This window comes from Novipirellula rosea (genome assembly GCF_039541335.1).
In the GTDB taxonomy this organism is placed as follows: Bacteria; Planctomycetota; Planctomycetia; order Pirellulales; family Pirellulaceae; genus Novipirellula; species Novipirellula rosea.
Window position 1 is genome coordinate 93511 of sequence record NZ_BAABGA010000082.1, and the last position, 23574, is coordinate 117084.

19 protein-coding genes are annotated in these 23574 nt (G+C 55.5%); 10 read left to right on the top strand and 9 right to left on the bottom strand.

All coding sequences use genetic code 11. The features are described from left to right. Nucleotides 1-303: 303 nt before the first annotated feature. The 3 genes from ABD971_RS27330 to tatC form a co-directional block, all read right to left on the bottom strand. Nucleotides 304-480, bottom strand: coding sequence for a hypothetical protein (locus ABD971_RS27330; RefSeq protein ID WP_345326971.1), 177 nt, complete (start codon nt 478-480; stop codon nt 304-306). A gap of 535 nt (nt 481-1015) precedes the next feature. Continuing rightward, entirely contained in the window at nt 1016-1777 is a 762-nt protein-coding gene (locus ABD971_RS27335) for an FkbM family methyltransferase (protein WP_345326972.1), read from the bottom strand. Nucleotides 1778-1938: 161 nt separating this feature from the next. Further along, the gene (tatC, locus tag ABD971_RS27340; protein WP_345326973.1) at nt 1939-2964 is read right to left on the bottom strand and encodes a twin-arginine translocase subunit TatC; all 1026 of its coding nucleotides are present in this window, start codon (nt 2962-2964) and stop codon (nt 1939-1941) included. 299 nt (nt 2965-3263) lie between these two features. On the opposite strand from tatC, the gene ABD971_RS27345 reads away from it, so the two are divergent. The 4 genes from ABD971_RS27345 to ABD971_RS27360 all read left to right on the top strand — a co-directional run bounded on the left by ABD971_RS27345 (nt 3264) and on the right by ABD971_RS27360 (nt 7573). After that, a complete protein-coding gene (locus ABD971_RS27345; RefSeq protein WP_345326974.1) occupies nt 3264-4241 on the top strand; it encodes a type I phosphomannose isomerase catalytic subunit in 978 nt (325 codons plus the stop codon). 543 nt (nt 4242-4784) lie between these two features. Continuing rightward, a complete protein-coding gene (locus ABD971_RS27350; RefSeq protein WP_345326975.1) occupies nt 4785-5051 on the top strand; it encodes a membrane or secreted protein in 267 nt (88 codons plus the stop codon). Nucleotides 5052-5360: 309 nt separating this feature from the next. Further along, nucleotides 5361-6674 (top strand): pseudouridine synthase, encoded by a 1314-nt coding sequence (locus ABD971_RS27355; protein ID WP_345326976.1) that lies wholly within the window; start codon nt 5361-5363, stop codon nt 6672-6674. A 5-nt stretch (nt 6675-6679) separates the two neighbouring features. Further along, nucleotides 6680-7573 (top strand): dihydroorotate dehydrogenase electron transfer subunit, encoded by an 894-nt coding sequence (locus tag ABD971_RS27360; RefSeq protein WP_345326977.1) that lies wholly within the window; start codon nt 6680-6682, stop codon nt 7571-7573. 248 nt (nt 7574-7821) lie between these two features. On the opposite strand, the gene ABD971_RS27365 is transcribed toward ABD971_RS27360, so the two are convergent. The 3 genes from ABD971_RS27365 to ABD971_RS27375 all read right to left on the bottom strand — a co-directional run bounded on the left by ABD971_RS27365 (nt 7822) and on the right by ABD971_RS27375 (nt 11717). Beyond that, a complete protein-coding gene (locus ABD971_RS27365; protein ID WP_345326978.1) occupies nt 7822-8736 on the bottom strand; it encodes a hypothetical protein in 915 nt (304 codons plus the stop codon). 318 nt (nt 8737-9054) lie between these two features. After that, the gene (gene serS / locus ABD971_RS27370) at nt 9055-10329 is read right to left on the bottom strand and encodes a serine--tRNA ligase (RefSeq protein ID WP_339937347.1); all 1275 of its coding nucleotides are present in this window, start codon (nt 10327-10329) and stop codon (nt 9055-9057) included. A 5-nt stretch (nt 10330-10334) separates the two neighbouring features. Further along, entirely contained in the window at nt 10335-11717 is a 1383-nt protein-coding gene (locus tag ABD971_RS27375) for a dipeptidase (protein ID WP_345326979.1), read from the bottom strand. Between the two features lie 562 nt (nt 11718-12279). Here ABD971_RS27375 and ABD971_RS27380 point away from each other — a divergent pair. Next, on the top strand, nt 12280-12633 hold the full coding sequence (locus ABD971_RS27380) for an ATP-dependent Clp protease adaptor ClpS (protein ID WP_008706121.1): 354 nt from the start codon (nt 12280-12282) through the stop codon (nt 12631-12633). 159 nt (nt 12634-12792) lie between these two features. On the opposite strand, the gene ABD971_RS27385 is transcribed toward ABD971_RS27380, so the two are convergent. Continuing rightward, nucleotides 12793-13359, bottom strand: a complete 567-nt coding sequence (locus ABD971_RS27385) for a sigma-70 family RNA polymerase sigma factor (protein WP_339937352.1) — start codon at nt 13357-13359, stop codon at nt 12793-12795. 541 nt (nt 13360-13900) lie between these two features. Between ABD971_RS27385 and ABD971_RS27390 the strand changes: the two genes are divergently transcribed. The 4 genes from ABD971_RS27390 (at nt 13901) to ABD971_RS27405 (ending at nt 19562) form a co-directional block, all read left to right on the top strand. Then, nucleotides 13901-14320, top strand: a complete 420-nt coding sequence (locus tag ABD971_RS27390; RefSeq protein WP_345326980.1) for a GntR family transcriptional regulator — start codon at nt 13901-13903, stop codon at nt 14318-14320. 70 nt (nt 14321-14390) lie between these two features. After that, nucleotides 14391-15317 (top strand): ABC transporter ATP-binding protein, encoded by a 927-nt coding sequence (locus tag ABD971_RS27395; protein WP_345326981.1) that lies wholly within the window; start codon nt 14391-14393, stop codon nt 15315-15317. A 72-nt stretch (nt 15318-15389) separates the two neighbouring features. Then, on the top strand, nt 15390-17717 hold the full coding sequence (locus ABD971_RS27400; protein ID WP_345326982.1) for an ABC-2 family transporter permease: 2328 nt from the start codon (nt 15390-15392) through the stop codon (nt 17715-17717). A 540-nt stretch (nt 17718-18257) separates the two neighbouring features. Beyond that, nucleotides 18258-19562, top strand: coding sequence for a Gfo/Idh/MocA family protein (locus ABD971_RS27405; protein WP_339937356.1), 1305 nt, complete (start codon nt 18258-18260; stop codon nt 19560-19562). 70 nt (nt 19563-19632) lie between these two features. Here ABD971_RS27405 and ABD971_RS27410 read toward each other — a convergent pair whose 3' ends face one another. Both ABD971_RS27410 and ABD971_RS27415 read right to left on the bottom strand, forming a co-directional pair. Further along, a complete protein-coding gene (locus ABD971_RS27410) occupies nt 19633-21009 on the bottom strand; it encodes a beta-ketoacyl-[acyl-carrier-protein] synthase family protein (protein WP_345326983.1) in 1377 nt (458 codons plus the stop codon). Between the two features lie 224 nt (nt 21010-21233). Next, nucleotides 21234-22364, bottom strand: a complete 1131-nt coding sequence (locus ABD971_RS27415; protein WP_345326984.1) for an N-acetyltransferase — start codon at nt 22362-22364, stop codon at nt 21234-21236. A gap of 92 nt (nt 22365-22456) precedes the next feature. On the opposite strand from ABD971_RS27415, the gene ABD971_RS27420 reads away from it, so the two are divergent. Then, entirely contained in the window at nt 22457-23323 is an 867-nt protein-coding gene (locus ABD971_RS27420; RefSeq protein ID WP_339937361.1) for a TrmH family RNA methyltransferase, read from the top strand. Nucleotides 23324-23574: the final 251 nt, after the last annotated feature.

Consider the following 23574-nt stretch of genomic DNA (forward strand, 5'->3'; position numbering starts at 1 on the left):
TCCGTTGCCCTGCGAGCAGGAGCTGCAACTCGAGCTCAACCCGAAGCAATCGCGTGGCAGGCCTTCGCGCAGTAGAAATTGCTCGATGGCCTGAATTTGGCCATCGCAAAAGTTGACGTGCCCCCGTTCGGCCCGATTCTGATATCTCACTTTTTGACTTTCGTCCGGCTCGCCGGGATGCACCCTATCGATGCAAAAAGTGAAAGCTGGCCGAAAAACGAGAAGAGGCCAAACCAGAAGCTGACTCTGACAACGCCTGGGGTCTCTCAGGGGCAGTGAACTGCAACGATCGCTAACGAAAGCTTACTGCATCGATTCACGCATCGACTTCTCGTAAGCTGCTTTTTCTTCAGCTGTCATCTCGGGCTCTTCCGCAGGCGTTTCTTGAACAACCTCGGTGTCATTTGCCGAACCACAACCGACCAGGGAAAATGAGGAGACGCAGATAACAGCGATCCAAAGAAAGCAAAACTTCTTCATGTTTGGGACCTTGCGAGTGATGAATTTGAAAAACGAACCCATAGCAACCAGACAATCCATAGACTTTTGTTGCGGGGCCAGTCTATCAGGTTCAAAACGCTGTCGCCACCAAATCCTCAAAAAAAGTGGCCCGCTGTGAAAGCAAGCCCTCGACACATCGACCTCTGCACACTGAACAGATGATCCATCATAATGGATTGGACATCCAGTTGACCGCCCTCGCAGGTCCGTTTGTTGTGAGCGACACTATCGGTAAATCGGTGACTTCATCGGTTGCATCGCAATGGTTGCATCGCAATGGTTGCGAGTGCGAAACAATTCGCGAAAATCACTTCCGCATCCTAGAAGCCGCAGTTCTTCTTTAGCCCCAAGCCCCCTTTGCCTGGACTGCTAAAACATTGGTGTTGGCCTCTCTACTCAAAATACGGGTGAGAGTCATCAAGGTGGGGATCACCGAGTCTAACGACAAAGAATGGATCGCTGTAACGACGACTCAGGCTTACGTGCTCAGGCTCGGGCATGCTCAGGCTCGCCACTACTCAGGCTCGGGCGTATAGAGTGCGTTGTAGATCCCGGTGGACCGATCGGGGTGAACGTGGTCCGTATAAAATGCAACCAAGCGGTAGCCGTGCGAGACAAGCGTTTCATCCACGGGAAACAGAGTTCCGTTGGTCCCTGAGAGATCCGAGGGACGATAAAACTCGAACACAATCAATCCGATCGCCTTGCTTTGCAGCGATTCGCGGGCGCCGCGAATCGTCCGTAAATCGGCCCCTTCGGTGTCAATCTTCAACAGATCGATCTTTTCCACGCCCAGCTCGGATCGAACTTTGTCGAGCGTCTTTAGCTTGATCGTCTCGGTCCGCAAAAACGTTTCATTCTCGGGCGACATCACAGGCGTGCGGTCACAAGTCGATGCATAGACACTGGACTCGTAGATGTGAATCGAACTGTTGGCGTTGATGTCGCTGAGCCCGTAATTCAAACAATGAACCGAGGACAGCGTTTTTGTGTTGGCTTCCAGCTGGGCAAACGTCGATTGGACCGGCTCAAAGGAATAGATCGACTTGGGTGAAATCCGCTGCGCCAACTTGGATGCGGTCTGCCCAATGTTGGCGCCGACATCAAAGACGACCTCTAGCTTGGTAAACGATGGATGCCAGCCCTCGCGTGCAATACGTGCCGCATCGTCGAGCCAATCGATGCCAAAACGCTTGGTGCGAAGGAATCGATAACCGATCTTTTTCTGCACCTGATGGCTGGCGCGGGCGGTCCAATCCTTGACAAGATTTGGCATGACGCTGGATTCCATTCGTAGTAACGGCGGCAAAAGATCACCTTCACGCACCGAGAGCCCCTGTCGCGAGGGAGAAATTCCGGATCCCCCCACGATACCTCGGAAGCCCGATCGCGGGCAACGTGAATCCGGAAGCGTTCGTGATTGCCGCCCCCGGTTATTTACGCAGGATCGTACGCCGCACTGCCAAGCCCACGTCCGCGAGGAATGAATTTACACATCAAGATCCCGAGGAAGTAGAGGAACATCAACGGAACCGCCAAGGCAACCATGCTGGTGACATCCGCCGGAGTGAGCAACATCGACATCACGAAAATGACCAACACCGCCACTTTCCAACTCTGGATGTAGGCTTCGGTTTCAAAAAGTCCAATGCGCTGCAGGAACAACATCACCAATGGCAATTGAAACGCGATTCCGAACCCAAGTGGCAGCATCAGGACGAAGTTGACGTAGTAGGTCAACCGCGGCTCGACAGCGACATCCATACTGCCGTTAAACGCCAACAGGAAGGTCAGGACGTAGTGCAGCACGAGAAAAAACGCCAGCACGACGCCGCTGCTGAACAGAATCACACTGATCGGCATGTACAAATAGACATAACGGCGTTCGTGAGCATGCAGTCCTGAGGCCACAAACGCCCACAGGTGATACAGAATCATTGGCGACGCCAAAACGGCGCCGACAATCAAACCAGCTTTGACCCAGATCATGAAGGGCTCTTCGATCTTCAGCGAACTGACGCTCGTCTTGCTCTGACGCAATTGGATTTTGGGCTGCAGCGCCGAGGGGTCCGGCAACTTCTGCAGCAATTCTTTCATCGCGTAGGGCTTGACCGTCACAGCGGGTGTCTCGCCGTCATCGGCGGCATCCAGGTTCGACTCGATCGCGTCGGGGGCCAACGTCTGCAGCTCTTTGGGCACCTCGTAGATGGTTTCCCAAACCAGCGCATTTTGCATTAAGAATTCGCGAAGTGGCTGAATTTCAGGATCGTCCAAGTCGCTATAACCTAGACTGGTTAAATCTCGATCCGCATTAAACTGCTGAATCGCACCTTGCAGCGGCGACTGGATAAACCGAATCACGTCGTTGGCAAAGAAAAGCCCGACGCACAAGCCGACGCCAAGCCACATAATTGCCTTGACCAGACTCGACCTTAACTCTTCGAGGTGTTCCCCGAAGGTCATCGTTGAGTTTTCGAAGAGGTCGTCTTTAGGAAGTGCCGGTCGATCCACGATAGATAATTTGGTTAAAAGTCGGAGAGAGTGTGTGCAGTTTTGAACGTTTGGAAAGCCAAGCTGACGAATTTGAGCGGTGCATTTTTGCTAGCCAAATGTCGTCACGCGGCTGAGAAAGTGAAATCGTCACGCCCGTAAAAACGCCGTGGTGCGACCACCTCGGCACTAGTCTATCAACGCATCCTGGTTGTCGATGTCACCATCGTCCATTCAAGTCTCGAAAAACCTGAAAGCTTCGATTTGTGTCCATGATTGAGCCATATCCCCTTCGCTTCAAGCCCGTTTTAAAACAGACCCTTTGGGGGGGGCGTCTACTTGGCGAACAACTGGGCAAACCGATTGGCGATGACGCTAATTACGCGGAAAGTTGGGAGGTTGTCGATCATGGCGCCGACCAAAGCGTGGTTCAGTCAGGCCCCTTAGCAGGAAAAAGTCTTCGCGAGCTGCTGTTGAACCACCGCGAATGGCTGATGGGCGAGGCGGAGGAAGAACAATTTCCTTTGCTGCTAAAGTACCTCGATTGTAATCGGGTGTTGTCGGTGCAAGTCCATCCGTCGGACAATTACGCGGCAAAAATGACGATTCCGGATCGGGGTAAAACGGAAGCATGGTATATCGTGGCCGCCAAACCCGATAGCGTCGTCTACGCAGGGCTAAAACCGGGGGTGGGTGAAACCGAGCTACGGAACGCGATCGAGCAGGGAACCGCCGAAGAGGTGTTGCACCAATTTCACCCCGAACCCGGCAGCTGCGTGTTTATCCCCGCAGGTACTGTGCACGCATTAGGTGCCGGGCTGCTGGTGGCCGAAATCCAACAATCCAGCGACACCACGTTCCGCCTGTTCGATTGGAATCGGGTCGATTCCCAAGGAAATGCTCGCGAATTGCATATCCATGCCGGAATCGAAGTCACGGATTTCGAGCGCGGCCCAGTGCAGCCGATCCAGGTCAAACAGGGCGTCCATGCCTGGCAAACGCTCGTAATGTGTGACAAATTCGTGCTGCGGGCCTTCGAAAGTGGATCGCGGCCCCAACGGGGGGAAGAATTTGGGGACGATGACCATTTTCATATCATCACCATTCCCAAAGGCTCTGCCACGCTTACGACCGAACGCGAAGAAATTCAGCTTTCCAGCGGCGATTCACTGCTGCTGCCCGCTGCATTGGGAAACGTTCGCGTCGATTTAGCCGAAAACAGTACCGCGCTCGAAATGATCGCTGTCTAGAGCAGAGCGGATGCCACTGAAAAAACCGCTGACAAAAATCGCTGACCGTCGATCAACCACGTCATGCCATCGACGCAGACACCAAGTGGGTGGTCTTTAAAACGCTACGGCGTAGCTTGATTCTGAAATAGCGGAATTCGCGCGTGAGCCTTCGGATCAGTCGGATCAGAGGGCGAACGCAGGTGCGTGAAAGCAGGTGGACGGAAGTTGGTGGACGGAAGTCTTGACGACTTCCGCTACGGGGCCGCTTGGCAACGGCTCCATTTGGCTCTTGCGGACGCGATAACCGTCACCACCGCCCCTCTGCAGAGCTGATCTTGCTAGCAAATACTAAGGAGATTGGATTCTTGCTTCAGTCGATTTCGATAAACAAACGTGAAGGACTGAGACTTCCCTTCTGCTGCCACCTCCCCAAAGTTCCTCTTGGCAGCTTGCTACCAGACTTCGTACTCTCCCACCAATGGGTTGTGAATTACCAAGAACATGGAGATGTTCCGGGTGGATCGCATTGCCCGGCCGTGGCAATCCAATGGAATCGGACGCATGCGAACCACACAACTGAATATTCCAGCCTTACTCGGCGTTTCTCTTCTGTTCCTCTCCTTCGCTGGATGCCGAGGCGGCGGATGGCTCCCCCCTGCGGGGACAATGAACCAACAGCAAGCCAACGCGATCGTTCATGATCCGTTTCCACAGAACGACATTGCGCCGTATGAGGCCGCTTCGCGCCCGCCGAGCTATCAGCAACCGCTGCCCGAACCGGTCCGCAACCGTTTGATTCCTGACGCGATGCCGTGGTTGGGTCGTTAAAACGGACGCCAGCAACGTTTGGCACGTTTTCGTAGCGAAAGTCGCGAAGACTTTCGTTCCCTCAACCAAGTGCCCGCTACCAAGTGCCCGCTACCAAGTGCCCGCTACCAAGTGCCCGCTACCAAGTGCCCGCTACCGAGTGCCCGCTACCGAGTGAATGCGGAATGGGCTCGGTCGGTCGTCATGACAGGCTTGGTTTGCCCACTTTCCCCAAACTTCTTTCCCGAATCAAAAAGTCCCTCCGTCACAAAGGGACATTGTTCTGGTACCTTTTGTCGGTAAGTCCATGTCGACGGTCCGAGAACACGAATGCCACGCCCAAGCTCCAAAAAATCGAAATCCCCACGCCGCGCCTCCAAATCAGAAGCGTCATCTGAAAAGGGGGCTGAAATTCGTCTGCAAAAACTGCTGGCGGCAGCCGGTTTTGGCAGTCGCCGTCAGTGCGAAGAATTGATCATCGAGGGACGCGTCGAGGTCAACGGCAAGATCGTCGACCAATTGGGCAGCACGTTTGATCCCAAAGAGGCCAAGGTTTTTGTCGACGGCACCGCGCTGCGAGCCCAGAAGCTTGTCTATTACGCGGTCAACAAACCGGTCGGCGTGGTCACGACCAACTCGGATCCGCAGGGTCGCCCACGGGTGATCGATATGGTGCCGCCGACGGAACGCGTCTTCCCGGTGGGACGATTGGACCGCAGCAGCGAAGGGCTGATCCTGCTAACCAACGATGGCGAATTGGCTCAAAAGCTGGCCCATCCCAAGTATCAAATCAAAAAAGTCTATCGCGTGGTGGTCGCCGGCAAGGTGGACGTCAAAGCGATGAAGCAGATGGAGAAGGGAATCTACATCGCCGAAGGCTTCGTGCGTGTTGAAGGCGCCAAGATCATCAAGGCGAAGGGCAAGGCCACCGAGTTGGAGGTGACGCTTCGCGAAGGCAAGAACCGCGAAATCCGCCGCATCTTTGCTCGCTTGGGGCATAAAGTACAACAGCTTCGCCGAATCGCCGTCGGGCCGCTTCGATTGGGTGAAGTCCCGATTGGTGCCTACCGAGTGCTCGGCCGCGACGAAGTCAAAAAGCTGCGGGTGGCTGCCGAAGAATCGATCAAGCTCGGAGCCGCAGAAGGAGGTCGGCCTCGATCCAAGACCGCTATTGCCAAGAACAAGACCGAAAAGTACCGCGCGGATTCGGGAAAATCGACCGGATCAAAGACGTCGGGCTCTAGGGAGGCGGGCCCCAAACCAGTGGGATCAAGACGCAGCAGCGAATCACGATCCGGCAGCGTCAAGAAAGGCGGCGTCAAGAAGGGCGGCGTCCGCATCGAGCGCTCGCCGAGCTACGAGCCGCCACCGAAATCGGGTGTCATTATCGGCGGTGAAGAGTCGGAAACGAAGCCGGCAAAACGCAAGAAAACGTCGACCAAGCGAGCCAAACCTGCGGGCCGTACCCCCGCACGAGGCGGCACCAAACGCAGCAGCAGTCGCCCAGCCAGCGGCAGTCGATCCGCTAGCGGCGGTCGATCGGGCAGCGGCAGTCGCACGACGAAAAAACCGGCCCGTGGTGCAGGAAAACCGGGTGCCCCAGTATCCCGCAACCGTAACGTGAAAAAGAAACGAAGACCGTAGGATCCATGTCGAAGTTGCCACATACCAAGCTGCACGCAAAGTACTACGCCGACAAGATGGCTCAAGTCCACTCGGTCATTGAGCAAAACGAACTTGTCGGTGAAAAGACGTATCGGTTACGGATTGCCGCTCCGGCGATTGCGTCCACTGTCGTGCCTGGCCAATTTGTGATGATCCGGCTCGCCGGCACCGACGCGCCGCTGATCGGTCGCGCGTTGGCGGTCTATGACGTGACGGCGGATTCCGCAGGCACTCCGACCTACATCGACTTGGTCTACCTTCGCAAAGGTGTGATGACCGAGGCGCTCGCCACTTCGCCGCTGGGAACCGCGGTCACCGTATGGGGACCGCTTGGCAACGGGTTCTCCCCCACGCGATGCGACCGCTTGATCATGGCCGTGGGCGGCATCGGGCAAACGCCAATGTTAATGCTCGGTCGTGAAGCGATGGGATCACAATCGTTTGGCAGTCCGGCTCGCGAAAACCGATGGAGCAAACATGTGGAATTGATCTACGGAGCACGCTCCAAAGCACTGCTGGCAGGCGTTGACGATTTTCGCGGTGCCGAATTTCAAGTCACGCTGTGTACCGACGACGGTTCCGAAGGCGTGCGTCAATTGGTGCCCGATGTTTTGGCAGCACGACTTGCTGAATTACCCAAGGACGAAACGATTCGCGTGGTGACTTGTGGCCCCGAAATCATGATGGAAAAGGTGGCACAGGTTTGTGCCGACGCCAACGTTGATTGCGACGTATCGATGGAAACCCCGATGGCATGTGGAATCGGAGTCTGCTTCTCATGCGTGGCAAAAATTCGCCAAGAGGGTCCCGATCCTTGGGACTACAAACGGACCTGTGTCGAAGGTCCGATCTTTAACGCCAACGATGTGTGTTGGTAATCCATATGTGTCGCTAATCGCCGCGGAACGTTGCACCAGTGACGTAGGTAGCGGAACTCGCGATTGGGTTTCGGTCATCCCAGCAAACGAAAGTCTTGACGACTTCCGCTACACCCCAATGCATCGATTATAAAACCGATGTCCGTTGATCGTCACGTCGGTAAATCGTGACGCTTGCAAATACCGACGTCTGCAAATACCGACGTCTGCAAATACCGACGTCGGCGACGTCGGGCGACATTGATCTACTAGCGGTAGAACGATCCCGAAGTGCTGGTGGGATACTTGCTGGCGGGATAGGCCGACGAGCCTCCCGTGCTGCCTGGCATATAACCGCTGCCACCCGATGGCAATTGACTGCTTGCCGGAGCATCCGAAGTGTTACTGATCGCCGCAGCGGTCTTGGTTTCTGCAACCGAGGTTGTCGAGGGCTCCGACGCTACGTTTGCAGCCGCGGTGCTTGTGGCGGCCGGTGTAGTCGGCGCGGCCGTTGCTGGCGGTGCCCAAGTGCTGATCGCATCGGTAGCTGTCGTCGCTGGCTTGGCACTGCTGCCGGTAAAATCGCTTGGCAGCGTAAATCCGCTGGTCCCGAGGTCGGTTCCGGCCGCTGCACTCGCCGCTGCCGAGGGCTGGGCGTTGGTACCGCTAGACGCCGCCATCGATGGCGGTGCGAACGCCGACGCCGCAGCGTAGCTTGACGGTGTTTGTTGTCCTGCAGGCAACGATGTCGACGGTGTCGAAATGGATGACGGGGACATCGACTCTGGGGTCGTGGCAACCGACTCGGTCGCCTTCGGTGTAAAGGACTTTTTGCCGAATTGGTAACCCGAGGTCGTTGCGTTGGGGGTACCGGTGTTGGAGTACGAGGCCGTTTGCGGAGCTCCGGGGAAGCCGTTGGCTTGTGCCGCCGACATATTAACCGAAGCAGGAGTCGCAAAGCCTGACGAGACATCGCCAGCACCAAACGAAGGCGTCTTCGGAGCACTGCTGGCGAATTGCGTCGAGCCTCGAGTGCCAAGATTGGTTTTCGGCTCGGCGGTACCACCGGCAACCGAAGCAATCGCTTCGGGGGTCGCCGTGGCGCTTGGGGGCGCCGGGTACGTTTTCGTCGGTCCCGCTCCTGCGAGCGCTTCGGCCGAAGGTTCGCTGCGCCGCGCAAACATGTTGAACGGCCTCATGCTGGAACGACATCCCAGCGAGAGACACGAAGCTGTCACACAAGCGGCAACGAGTGCACGACGGTTATTTGCAAGTTTTGAAAGCATCCCTGCCTACCTTGAACCACTAGAATCCGATTAAGCGACATCCTTTCGCTCCATCGGACAATTCGATATAGGCCGATCAAGCAAATCGCTCAAAATGGCTAAATTCGCTCAATAATCAACCCGTTTCTCATTCCATTGGGAAGCTAAGAACTGCGACATCGGGGTGTCAATGCCAATCAGCAGCAAAGCACAGAGAATCTCGTCCGGCTTGCTAGATTAGCCGATCACATCGGATCCCACCCAAGGCTGCAGCACTTTCGGAATCGCGATCGAACCGTCGCCGCGCTGGTGGTTTTCAATGATGGCAATCATGGCTCGCCCGGTCGCGACCGCGGTCCCATTGAGGGTGTGAACGAACTCGGTTCCCTTTTGTCCGGCACGCTTAAAGCGAACGTTCAAACGTCGCGCTTGATAGTCCGTGCAATTGCTCGTGCTGGTGACTTCGCCCCATTCGCCCGCCTCGCCACGTCCTGGCATCCAGGCTTCGAGGTCGTACTTTCGGTACGCGGGACCGCCGAGATCGCCGCTAGCAGTGTCGATGACGCGGTAGGGCACTTCGAGTTGGTCAAAAATCTCGCATTCCAACGACCGCATTTCTTCGTGCAGTGCGTCGCTTTGGTCGGGCGAACTAAACGCAAACATCTCGACTTTGCTGAATTGATGAACGCGGTACAGCCCCTTGGATGCACGCCCGGCGGCTCCCGCTTCGGTGCGGAAACAGTGACTCAAACCACATAGCCGGATCGGCAATTTTTCCAGATCCAGCGTCTGTCCGGACATCATCCCGCCCAGCGGAATTTCGGCGGTCGCGACGAGATTCAATTCCGTGTTTTCGATGCTGTAGATTTGGGTCTCCGGGCCTCGCGGATTGAACCCGGTTCCCTGCAACACGCTGGTCAGCGCCAAGTCGGGAGTGCTGACGGGGGTGAATCCACGCTCGGACAAAAACGAGACCGCAAACTGCTGGAGCGCCAAATCGAGCCGCACAGCCGCGTTTCGCAAAAAATAGAAACCGGCGCCGGCCACCCGCGCCCCCGCTTCGAAGTCGAACAGGTCGTGTTTTTCCCCCAGTTCGAGATGGTCGAGCGGTTTGAAGTCGAACTTTGGCTTCGCGGTTTTGCCAAACGACAATTCGTTTGCATCTTCCTCGCCGCCGGTGGGCGCATCAGGGTGCGTCAGGTTAGGGATCTGAGCTTGGATGTCGCTGATCTGCTGTTCGAGCTCGTCGTGCTCGCGTTGGGCCGCATCTTTCTGCTCACGCAGTTGGCGTCCCTTTTCGATCATCTGCTGACGCTCGTCGGCATCCTTCGCACCGCCGATGCCTTTGCTGACCTCGTTGGCTTGCCGATTCAAATCCTGGGCATTTTGCAGCGTGACGAGTCGACGTTCATCGAGCTGGACAAGTTTTTCAATATCACAGTCGACCCCACGACGCTTGCAGTTGTCGCTGACCGCTTGAGCATTCTGAATGATAAATTTTCGATCGAGCATAGTCTCTATTTGCTTTCGCTTAGTTTTCCGAGTTCATCCCAAAGGATCGCCGACGCCGCAATGCCACGGTGGTAATCTTGAATTTTGAATTTTTCGTTGGGGCTATGAGTGTTGTCGTCGGACAATCCCCACCCCATTAACAGACAATCACATCCCAGCACATCTTGAAAACGGGTCACAATCGGGATCGATCCCCCTTCGCGGATCATCACCGGTGCGACTCCAAATGCCGTTTCAATCGCTTGTGACGCCGCGACCGCATACTGGCTCTCTGGATTAGCCAACATCCCCGGAGCGCCGTGATCGGGTTTCAACGTGAATTGAATCCCAACGGGGGCATGCTGTTTTAGATGATGCTCGATCGCGGCGGTCAGTTTGACCGGGTCTTGATTAGCGACCAAACGGAAGCTGAATTTGCCTAACGCGGTGGCCGGAATGATCGTCTTGACGCCTTCGCCTTGATGGCCGCTTTGCAATCCATTGATATCAAAGGTGGGTCTGGCCCAGCGACGTTCGTCGCTGGTAAAGCCCTTTTCACCAAACAGCTCGCTGACGCCGACGGCTTTGGCAAACGCCTCGTCCGATTGCGGCAATTGAGCCCATGCGTCGCGTTCCGCTTGGCTCAGTTCGATGACATCATCATAGAAGCCTTCGATCTGAATGCGGCCTTCGTGATCGACCATCGACGAGAGCAAATGGCACAGCGCGATGGCGGGATTCATCACCGCCCCCCCAAACGAACCGCTGTGCAAATCTTGGCTCGGGCCGTTGACTTCGAGTTCATAGGTTGCGATCCCCCGCAGCCCGTAGGTGATTGCGGGCTGGCCGTCGGCGTATTGGCTGCTGTCGCTGATCACGACGCAGTCGCAAGCCAATCGGTCGCGGAGACTCGGCAGCATCCGTTCCAGGTTTTCACTGCCAACCTCTTCTTCGCCTTCGATCAAAAATTTGATTTGCAGCGGCAGCGGCTGGCCGGTCGCCAACCAATCACAAACGCTCTGCACATGAGTCAGCACTTGGCCTTTGTCGTCGGTCGCCCCACGCGCGTACAAGTTGCCGTTGCGAACGGTGGGTTCAAAGGGAGGCGAATGCCATTGATCGATCGGCTCGACCGGCTGCACGTCGTAGTGACCGTAGACCAAGGCGACCGGAGCGCCGGGGACCGCAGGCGTTTCGGCGAATACCATCGGATGTCCCTCGGTGGGGATTAATTCGGTTGCCAAGCCCGCCCGTTTCAACTTCGCCGCGACCCAATCGGCCGCCGCCGCGGTCTGGGGACGATGGGAAGTGTCGCTACTAATACTAGGAATTTTCAACCACTCGACTAAATCATCCAGATGGCGATCGGAATTTTTAGCCAGAGTGTCCAACAAATCGGGTAAGTTCATCGAATCGGACTGGGGGATTTTGAACGAGGGAAAACACGGAAGTGTCGTTAAAGCTTGCCACCGTACGACCGAAAATTGCCGCATGAGGCTCAAAAACCTGATAATCAGGACTGCCGACCGATCTGGGACGGCGCTACAATATAGCTTCGTCGCTGAGAACGAAAACGTGAGGCAATCCTACGTTTTATGAATCGGGGAGACTACCATAGCAGTGTCACCCCAACCGCCGTTTTGGGGGCACGCTGGACAGCAAGCTCAAGAAATGGCCGATTCGAACACCGATTGGCATGCCCAATTTGCAACTTGCCAAGCTTGCTTCGAAAATGGCGCCGCAGGTGACGCCGAAAATGACGCAGAGCCTTGCCTGGAATAACGACACAGGATTGCCGCAGGATCCAAGCGACACAAAAATGAAAAGGGAGGCTCGGCACCGATGCAAATCGCTGACTTCCAGCATCCCCTTTTCGAAAACTCAACGTATTCGACAACTTAACGTACTTGAATCAATTTCACTGAAACCCCAGTCAACAACCATAAAATGTTGCAAGGAGCATGATCAGCAATGGCAGATCATCAAACAATGGTGGCCGAACCCGAAGTGGCCAAACCCGAAGTCGATCGTCGCACGAAACCCAAAGCCAAGAAACAGCCTCGCTACAGCGTCGTGCTGTGGGACGATACCGACCACAGCTACGAATATGTGGTGCTGATGATGAAAAGTCTGTTTCGTCATCCGATCGAAACCGGCTTTCAAATTGCCAAGGAAGTCGACAACAGTGGCAAAGCAATCTGCTTGACCACGACGCTCGAGCACGCCGAACTGAAACGCGACCAAATCCATGCATTTGGCAAAGATGAACTGATCGCCCGCTGCAAAGGCAGTATGTCGGCGACGATCGAACCCGTTCGCGAATAAACCCTTTCGCGAATAAACCCGTTCGCGAATAATCACGCCGCGTGTCGATCGAGGTAGCCTTAGCGATTTGCTAGGGCCTGAGAATGGGGCGGTCGCAGCGGAAGGCGTGGGTGACATTCGCTGTATTTGCCGAGCGATCCCAACATTCACTTGCGAGGCCTAAGAGGCTTCGCCACGCATTTTGGATCGAGCTCGGCTCAGAACGGGGCCGATGCTATTTTCGGCCATGCCAACACTCTGGCTGATTTCTTGGTAACTCTTACCTTCAAGATGGTACATTCGCACCACATTGGCTTCTTGTGGATCGAGCCGCAACATCAGCTGCTGGACCTCTTCGCGATTCTCGATCCGTGACTGATGCCCGTTGTCGCTCATCGCCTCCTGATTGACCGTTTCCAGTTGGCTGCTGGTTTGCAGACCGACTTGCGATGTTGCCAAGCGGCGCGCAATCACGCGGCGAGCGACCACGGTCAGATAAGTTGCCAACGAACAATTACGGCGGAAACGACGCAGCACGCCAAAATCGTTGGCGATCAACGCCAAAAAAACTTCGGCGACCAGATCATCACGCGTCGATTGATCCAGCGATATTCCACGCGATTCAGCCGTGTGGTTAGCCACGTGGACCACCAAACCCAAAAACCGATCGACAAAGTTCTGCCAAGCGCGCGGGGCACGCTCAAGGCATCTTTGCAGAAACTGGCGGTCAACCTCGGAAAGACTCACTGGCGTGATACCAAAACGAATGAGAAATCAATTGCAAACAATTCACGTAACGAAACTCAGCCCCACCCCCCATTATGACAAGCGGGGACGATCGAGTCATTTCCGCTGGTAAAAAAACAGCGAGCAAAAAACGAATTGGCTGTTTCTAGGCAGGGGCCTCTACTTAAGCATGGTAGGTACGGGAGACGCCATTCGCAAGCATTAACCCTATATTCTGCACCGCATCCCCTCTTGCCCCCTAGCGGCACCATCACATCGGGTGGTTTCAAGGAAATAAAGACTGGCAGGCTGGCTGGCTGGGCGAAACCTCGCATCCCACCTCGATCCGCAATTCCTGTGGACGATGCATTTCGCTGACGCATCGCAGGCCGATTGATCCGTTCCCCTCAAACCGCCATTTCTCTCAAACCGCCGTTCCCCTCGAATGTGCTCGCAACGGACAATCGGCTTGCCTCCGCCATGAGCACGGTGTACCATGACACCAGTACACGCAATGCATTGTTGGCGGTGTCCCCTGTTTTTGACGTAGCTTGAGGCGGCCATGTTCTTTTCGATCGAAACGAGCGGTGACATCCCGATCTACGAGCAGATTGTTCGTCAGGTCAAATTGGCGGTCGCCGACGGGGTGCTCTCCGGCGGTCAGATGCTGCCGAGTGTGCGACAATTGGCAGCCGATTTGGCGATCAATTCTAACACGATCGCCCGTGCGTATCAGGAACTGCAAAACGATCGCGTGCTCCAACCGCTCCGCGGCCGCGGGATGGTCGTCCGCCGCGATGCACTGGCTCGCTGTACGAAAGCCCGCAATACGCTTGTCGCGGATGGTGTTCGCCGTGCGCTTGCCGACGCGATCGCCGGCGGTATGCCCCCAGCGGAGCTGCGAGAACTTTTCGAAACCGAACTCGCTAAACAAGCCAAACTGGGTTCGCCCCTGAATGCCGGAGAGGAGTCATGCGATTGATAGGCATTTGGTTTGATGCCGTCCCCACGCGGGAATCTTCCCCCCAACCGTCTTCTCTAGGATCACACACATGCAATCGGTAATCTCGCTTCGGCATATCTGCAAACGTTATGGCAACACGATGGCGCTTGATAACGTCGACCTGGAAGTGCCCGCGGGAGTCGTGTTCGCACTGCTGGGCGAAAACGGGGCAGGCAAAACGACGATGATTCGAATTTTGACCGGCTTTCTAAAACCCGATTTTGGATCGGCCAGCGTGCTGGGGTATCCCTGTGACACCGCGGGTCTCGAGATTCGCAAATCGATCGGTTACGTCTCGGACGCCCCTGCACTTTATGAATGGATGTCATCGGGTGAGATTGGTTGGTTCACATCGGCGTTTTACCCAGAGGGTTTTCTTGAGCGTTACCGAGAATTGATCGCCGAATTCGACGTCCCCGAAGGCGTTCGTTTAAAGAGTCTCAGCAAGGGGCAACGCGCGAAAGTCGCATTGGCATTGGCGATCGCCCATGATCCGTCGCTATTGATTTTGGACGAACCGACCAGCGGACTTGATCCGATGGTACGGCGTCAATTCTTGGAATCGATGGTGGACCGCGCCGCGCTGGGACGCACCGTGTTGCTAAGCAGTCACCAAATTAGCGAGGTCGAGCGGGTCGCCGATTGGATTGCCATTCTGCATCAAGGCGAGCTGAAACTTGTTCAACCTTTGGATGTATTGCGACAGTCGACCTCAATCGTCGTCGCAACGCTGGACGATGCGATCGCAACCGTGGAATCGCCTGAGGGACAAGTGCTTTCCGAATCACGCAGCGGACGCCAAATTCGCTGGATCGTCAAGGACTTGGCCGACGATTGGCAATCGCGTTATGGCGAAGCATCGGGAGTCAAGAATTTGTCGGCAAGCCAAGCATCGCTAGAAGAAATTTTCATCGCCGTGTGTGGCCGTCGCGAACGCCGCACGATTCGTGATGAGAAAATAAATGCACAACTCTGATCGAGTTTTACGAAGCCTCCGCCGCGCATCACTGATCCGTCCTGTGGAAATCACTCGTGTAAGAGTACGACGATGAAACAATTGCTTTGGAAAGATCTGATCACGCTTCGCCCGCTCGCCATCGCGGTCGTTGTGGGGATTCTGCTGTTCCAACTTTTTATCACTGCCGGACAGTTCATTTTTAGTGACGTCCAATTCGACATTGATCCCTATCTGCTGGTGTGGATCCTGATGCCAAATTTGATGGCGCTGGGCACTCCGGCGATGTTGGTCGGCAACGAAGAAGAAGCGAAAACATTTCAGTGGCTACGAACGTTGCCGGTGCGTTGGCAACGGATTGTCGATGTAAAGTTTGTCATCGGGCTCGCCGGCTTGCTTGCGATCTGGGCTGTCGCTTCACTCGTGATGGCGATTGCGGTGCTCTTGATCAACGACACTTCGTCGCCGATGGCGGACGATGTGTTGCATCCAATCGGAATTACCAGACTGTTATTTTTTAGTGTGTTGTTGCTGATTTGCGGATTCATCACGGCATACCTCGTCCGTTCGCCGATGGGCGGTTTGATCCTGTTGGTCCCCGTGATTCTGTTGGCGTCATGGTTTGCCGTCGGGGTGGTGCAGACAATTTTGTTTGGCAACTTCGACGTCTATGGCTCGCTCAATAATGTCAGCAAGAGTGCGATTCAGAAGTCGGCGATCTTCGCCATTGGCTATCTCGTTGCGCTATGGTACATCCAGCGTCTGCTGGGACGTCGACGGCTCGTTTCGGTGGAACGATCACCGCTGCTAGTTTCCAACGAGATCGTTCGTCCTTATCAACCACCGGTTGAGCAGGTGCTGAAACGACCGAGTCCAGCGTATGCGCTGCTATGGCAGCAGCTCGAGCAAACCAAGTGGTTCTTGGGAATGTTGACGTTTGTCGGTTTTGTGGTGTTGTTCGTGTGGTACATCAGCCCGCAACGCCAAGACGCACACATACAAATCTTGGTGCAAGTTGCGTTAGGGGTGATTTCATCTTGGTTGGGGGCACTCGCGTTTTATGGCGACACGGTGCGAGGTCGGTCGGTCTATTTTGCGGACCATGGCATTCGCCCCAGTATGATTTGGGGCACTCGGATCGGGCCGCCGCTGGTGTGTTGTTTGTTCTTAGCAGGCGTCGGCATTTGGATGAGCGGCGGAGCGAGCATGGCGGCCATCACATTAGCCGCATTTGCCTTTGGCCAACTTGCAGCCACCGTCACCCCGCGGGCGACACTTGGGCTGCTGACCGCGCCGCTTTACCCGGCGTTTAGCTGCAGCATCCTGGCGTCGTTTTTTGGCCTTTACCCAAACTACATTTTCACGGTCGTTTTTATCTTCCCCGTATTGCTGCTGGCAACATGGCGGATCTCCAGCCGCTGGCTCGAACAACGCCGAGACGTGTGGTTCCAGTGGACCGTGATCGCTTTCGTCTTGATCGCATTTTTCACTCCGATGGTGATTGTGGCCGGTTTGCGCTACAGCAGCATGCCCTCGATCGATTCGAATTGGCGAGCAGAGATGTCTCAGCGAAGTCTTGCGATTGCAAAGATGCAAACGAAGTTCGAGCAGGATGAATTCAACGAGACCGCTTCCGTTTCAACCTTTGAACCCTATTACCGCGAGCCTGATTTCCGGAACTTGAACAAGCGGCTACTTGCCGAGCTCGAAGATCTGCAGGAGATCGGAGACGAGGTCCAATATGGTGAGATCCACGCCTTGTTTCGCGCTGCAGAAACCAACCTCCGGCAACAAGGCTTGACGGTCGACGAGATCGCCGAGATGAAGCGGAACGCGCTGAAGGTGTTGGCGACGTGGGCTGACGTCGTTCGTCAAAAAGCAAGTCAGGGCGCGAGTGCGCTTTATCAAGTATCCTCGGTCGCGGACTTTGGCGAAGCGTACTTGCTGCGTTACGTCGACACGATCGAGGGAACCGACGAACAGATCACTGAAATTGTTTCGCTGATTCCCAACGATGAACTGCGACGGCGGTCACGAACGGTGGCACTCCTGCAGGCTTGGGACGACTACCAGAATCATCCGTGGAAAAAAGTCTCGGGCGATGCGTGGCGGTATGAACGACGCTTTGGCAACAAAGTGTTGGATTCACCGAATACGTTTTTGAGATTTGAACGCGACCGTAGCGACCGGTTCCTCGACCAAGCCGTCAAATTGACGCTCGATCAACTGGAACATGGGTTGCCACGCGCCGGTTCGCCGGAATTTGAACATCGAGCGGAATACTGGAACGAGTTTGCTGGCGAGCGTGTGGTCAATCATGGGCATAACGCTACTGATATTGCCGATCTGTTTGAAAATTGGACGCTCGATCACGAAAACGCCATTTCCGCGTTACGCCAGCGGTACCCGCAAACGGATTGAACTGGCCCTCCTCGGCGAGCCACCTTACTGGTGGAGACTGCTGATTTAGTTCGGTGATGTTGTACTACTTCAGCAGTCTCCGCAGGTTTGGGAGAGATCGAGCAGAGCCCACAGCGATGCTCGGGTGAGGGCCGACCGAGCAAGTCGAGTCCATGCACGCCATGTTGCCCGGTCGGCCCTCACCCGAACGAGGCCTAAAGGGCCCGTTGGACCTCTCCCAGCTTCGCCGGGAGAGGTGCCCCGGCACACTACTCGAACATCACCTAACTGATTCCAAAGTAGATTGCATTGAGCCAAAACAGGCCCGCAGATGTGCGAAATCGGAGCATGAGCTTTTTTGGGTGAGATTAAGCGGAATTGGTCTTGGGGCACTGCGCAAGCTGAACAATTGGAGTGGGATGGCGTAATATGGGAAAACGCTTCCCCGCCACCCTGGCTCAACGCGACTTTCGCGTGCACAGCGTCTATAATTGGCTGTGAAACGACTGTAAAATTCGATTTCCCAAAACGACTTGCTTAATTCCACAAGGATTTTCACTGATGCAGAACCCTCCTTCTCGCCGCAAATTCCTCAAACAATCCACGGTTGCTGCTGCGGGTGCCGCCGCGATCGCAACCAATGTCGCTCGCACGGCTCACGCTGCGGGAAGCGATGAAATCAAATTTGTTGTAATCGGATGTGGCGGACGTGGATCCGGTGCCGCCGCCAACATTATGAACACCAAAGGCAACGTCAAACTGGTTGCCGTGGCCGACGCGTTCCAAAACAAAGCGGAATACGCTGTCAAACGTTTGGCTCAGACGCACAAAGACAAAGTCGCCGTTCCTCAGGACCAAATTTTCGCGGGACTTGATGCCTACAAGAAAGCGATCGACACCGATTGTGACTTGGTCGTGATCGCGACTCCTCCCGGATTCAAGCCGCAGCAGTTCGAGTATGCGATCGAAAAGAATCGCCACGTGTTCATGGAAAAACCGGTCGCTTCGGACGCGCCCGGCGTTCAACGCGTCTTGGCGTCGGTCGAAGAGTCCAAGAAGAAGAACCGTATGGTCGGCATCGGACTGCAACGTCGTCACGAGCCACGGTACATCGAAACGATCAAACGAATTCACGACGGTGCAATCGGCGACGTGATCGCGCAACGTGTTTATTGGAACGGCGGCGGCATCTGGTACCGCAATCGTGACAAGGACATGACCGAAATGGCATTCCAAACCAACAACTGGTACCACTTCAACTGGCTCTCGGGCGACCAGATTTGTGAACAACACATCCACAATCTGGACGTCGGCTGCTGGGTCAAGGGAGCTTATCCGGTTGAATGTAACGGCATGGGTGGTCGTGCCCAACGTGAAGGTGGCGATGCGACCAAGTCCCAGATCTTTGATCACACGTTCTGTGAGTACACGTTCGCCGACGGAAGCAAGATGTTCAGCCAAGGCCGTCACTTGGCGGGTGGTTGGAACCACGTCGGTGAGTTCGCTCACGGCACCAAGGGATCGGCAGACCCATCGGGCAAGATCGAAGGGGAAAACCCTTGGAAATTCAGCGGCGAAAGCCCTGGCGGACATCAACAAGAGCAACACGATTTGATCGAAGCTCTGATGCGAGGCGACATCTACAATGAAGGTGAATACGGTGCGAAGTCAACCTTCACCGCGATCCTCGGTCGCGAAGCCTGTTACTCGGGCAAAGTCATCAAGTGGGACGAGCTGATGAAGAAGGGTGCGAATCTGAGCCCCGGAATCGACGAGTACACGCTGGAAAGCGATCCTCCAGTGATGCCTGGCCCGAATGGCGAATACCCCGTGCCAGTTCCCGGCAAACACAGCCCGTTCGCGTAACGCGTTTGCCTAGGATTGAATGACAAAAGGCGGCTTCGAACCTCGGTTCCAAGCCGCTTTTTTATTGGAATCACACCTCAGCCAAGACGGTCGCGATGGCGGCGCCTTCGGATGTGTGACTTAGACACAGCACATGAGATTTCTGTAGCGGCTGAGCTTCGCAACCCACTGGCCCCGTGGTTTGCGAACCGTCAAATTTCAGCGACGGTGGAATTTGCTTGTGCTTCAGCGCCAGCACGCCAACCAAGATCTCGATCGATCCACTAGCCGCACCGGTGTGTCCGAGCGTCGAGATCGGCGTCACCACAGGCACATTGGGTAGACAGGACTGCAGAGCTTGGCGTTCTTGGATATCGATCACCGGATCGCCCATCGCGTGCGAAACCACCATCCCGATGTCGTCCGCCTTCAGGTTTGCTTTGCGCAAGGCATCGTTGACGGCCAACTTGATCGCACCGACGGAACCCCGGATGCCTGGCGTGGTGATGTCACAGGTTCGCTTGGCTAGCTGCATTCCCTCGGAAGCCACAAACCGCGATGCCATGGCGATCACTTCCGCAATCGGCTTCGCCCCTCGCTGCAGTGCCGTATCGAGACACTCCAGCACAAACACGGCCGCTCCTTCGCCTCCGACAACCCCTTTTGCGGTGGGATCAAAGGGACGTGACGCTTCGGCGATGTTCGCCGTGGTTTCGGCGATGGGCAGGTCATTGCGGTAGTTCAGCCGCGTGGCATTGATCCGTGTGCCGGCAGCACCGCTGATCATGCAGGTTGCGATGCCGCGGTTCAGGCACGAGATCGCCTCGTCCAACGCGGCGGGTCCCGAGGTGTCACCGAGCACAAGCGTGTTGTTGGGACCATGGGCATTGATCGCGATGCCAACATGACACGCTGGCATATTGGGCAGGTATTTCAGCATCCACAGCGGCATTACACTTCGCATCGCCGCTTCGCCAAACCGAGACTTATCCATCGATCCGTCTTCGTCGAGACATTTCTGGAACGCCTCGGCCAGTTCGGTGGGGGGGCCGTACAGCATCTCGCTACCAAAAACGGTGCCGATGTCTTTGGGGGCAAGCGAAACCGAATCGGCGTCCGCCGCGGTGGAATCGACATCCGATTCGACGGCAGGAAAGACAGAATCGAGCCCGGCATCTTCGATCGCCATCATCGATGCGACGTAGGCGAGTTGAATCTCGCGAGACATCACCTTCAATGCCTTGCGCGGCTTGACGAACTGTTTTCCATCAAATCCAACGATCGGGGCGCCGATCCAAAGCCCATCGTTTTCGTGTCCCTCCGGCGGAGTGGGTCCGTCATCATCGCGATCAGCGAGCGATCGCACTCCGGAATCCCCGCGAAGAAACGCAGCGAAGAAGTCTTGATGTCCCAGTCCGATCGCAGACGCCACGCCCGCTCCGGTAATGACAATTCGGTTTTCCGGCATGTTCGAGATTATGGCGATAAGGGTAGCAGTGGCGATTTGGACGAGTAAACGAGCGACAAGCGTCAAAGTATGATTACCCGGACACAAGCTGACCAGGGTTGTAGTCTAACTGGTCAAACTTCGCAGGGGGCGTGCCGGAGGAGGGTCGGTTTGTAGCGAACAAGCCGACGATGACGAAGGGATGACGCGAGGTCGCACCCACCGGCAATCACCAGTGGGGGGCGTCATGCCAAGGATCGATCGTATAGCCGATGCGTTTTGGTTCGCGTTGCCCCGCCACGCTCGATCGTGCCCCGCGAGAGCGAATTACTCTCCAAAACCCATGAAAACTCGCCGATTTGGATGCCAAACGCGATCGCATCGGGCAGGATTCGCGAGAGCGTGACCAATCCGAGCCCCCATTTTTGGTACTCCGGCAACACATTCGTGCTGATCAATCGAAGCCGATCGATCTTGCGTTTGCCCGTTAGCAGTTTCAGCCAGCCGAACGGGAACAGCTTTCCATCGATTTGGCGGATGATTTGGTTGTAATCGAGCAAACCAAAGCCAGCGCCAACGGGCCGCCCATCGATCTCGGCGATGCTGGTCAATTCAGGCACGATCAAATGCTTCAAACCATCACTCTGCACTTTGATTTCTGCCTCGCTCATCGGGACATAGCCCCACGTTCGCTGCAGCGATTGATTATAGATTTCCAAGAACGAGCGAACGTCTTCTTTGAATCGCTTGCGATCAATCGGCCGACAATTCACCTTGAATCGACGCGTCGCCTCTTCGATCACGAACGCCAATTTGGGATCCAAGTCTTCGAGGATATCCATGTGCGCGTCGTAGCTGAACAGATCCTGGACCTTTTCAAAGCCTGATTCAAGGAACAAGCGTTCGTAGTAGGGGTGGTTATAGGGGATCATAAACGTGGGCGACGAATCAAAACCGTCCACCAACAACCCGACCTCGTAATTCAGACTCGGATGAACCGGGCCGCGAACATCGGTCATCCCTTGTTGTCGCAGCCAATCAAAGGCATGCTGGAACAGCAACTTGCTTGCTTCGCTGTCGTCTTCGCACTCAAAGAATCCGACAAAGCCACGTTTTTCGTTGTGGCAACGATTGTGAGCATGATTGACGACGGCGAGAATGCGGCCGACGGCACGTCCATCGCGGCGGACTAGAAATGCTTGGCGATCGGCATCGTCATAAAACGGATGGTGTTTAAAACCAACGATTTTGCGACGCTCGGCCCACAACGGTGGCACCCAGTAGGGGTTGTCCCGATAGAGTTCCCGCTCCAAATAGAGAAATTCCTTTTGGTCGCGTTTCGAGCTGACTACGTCACAGATTGGCATCTTGCTCATCTCGTCGATTTTCCGTTTTCCAGAGTCACAATGTTAAAAGGCCGTGTTGATGCCGACGCGAGCCTATCATCAACGTCTATCAAGAGTTTGGCATGAGCGATTCGGAGCCCCTGATTCTTCGCAGCCCCGCAAACCCCACCGTTCGACGGCTGATCCGACTTAGGGATAATCGTACACGACGACGCGAGAAGCGTCTGCTTGTCGATGGTTGGCGGGAAACGCTGCAAGCGATCGATGCCGGTTTGGACCTAGTCGGACTGTATCTGCCCGAATCGAGCCCAGCGGATCCGAATCACGCAGCTGCAAAGGAGGAAACCGCAAATCACGACCCAAGAGTTCGTATCGTCATTGAAAAAGCCAAGACTTCACAAACGATTCGAGTTGTTTCGGATGCCATCATGTCGCGAATCGCCTATGGCGAGTCGCCTCGCGGGGTGGTCAGCGAATTTGTGCAGCCAGACCACTCGCTCGACGAACTCTCGCTTCCACCGAACGCTTTGGTATTGGTGCTGGACAGCTTAGAAAAGCCGGGAAATATCGGAGCCGTTTTTCGCTGTGCCGACGCTGCTGGCGTGGATGCCGTGATTTTGTGTGGGGGCGGAAGTGACATCTACAATCCCAATGCGATCCGCAGCAGCCTCGGGACCGTCTTTCAAATCCCGACGGCGGTGGGCAGCGAATCCGACGTCGCCCGTTTTTTGTGCGACCAGAAAATCCGCCTGCTTGCCGCCCGCGTCGAATCGTCAGATGAACTGTGGGCGACCGATTTTTCGGGCTCGATTGCGATCATTGTCGGCAGCGAAGCCAATGGACTCGGCTCGCGATGGCAGCGTGATGGCGACGGAAACACCATCGCCGGGGTGCGAATTCCAATGTTTGGTAAAGTGGACAGCTTAAATGTTTCGGTATCGGCGGCCGTGGTGCTCTTTGAAGCGAGACGCAACCGCCCTCGCAGCTGACGCAGCCTCCCCAAAAGTGCTTATTTGCGATAAATCCAGCGAAATCTGACACGTCCTGCCCCCCTCGCTGAAGTGGAAACTGGCCTGATATCAGGCATTTTGAGCATGATCCGAATGACTCGTACGACGCAAACGACCGTCCGAGCCGTCAGAATCGTTAATGTCCTTGCAGATCGCATCCGATAACTAGAGCAACCGGAAGACTCGTGCAATTTTGCAGGTTTCTTTCATGGTGTGCCGAGGGGGGTGCA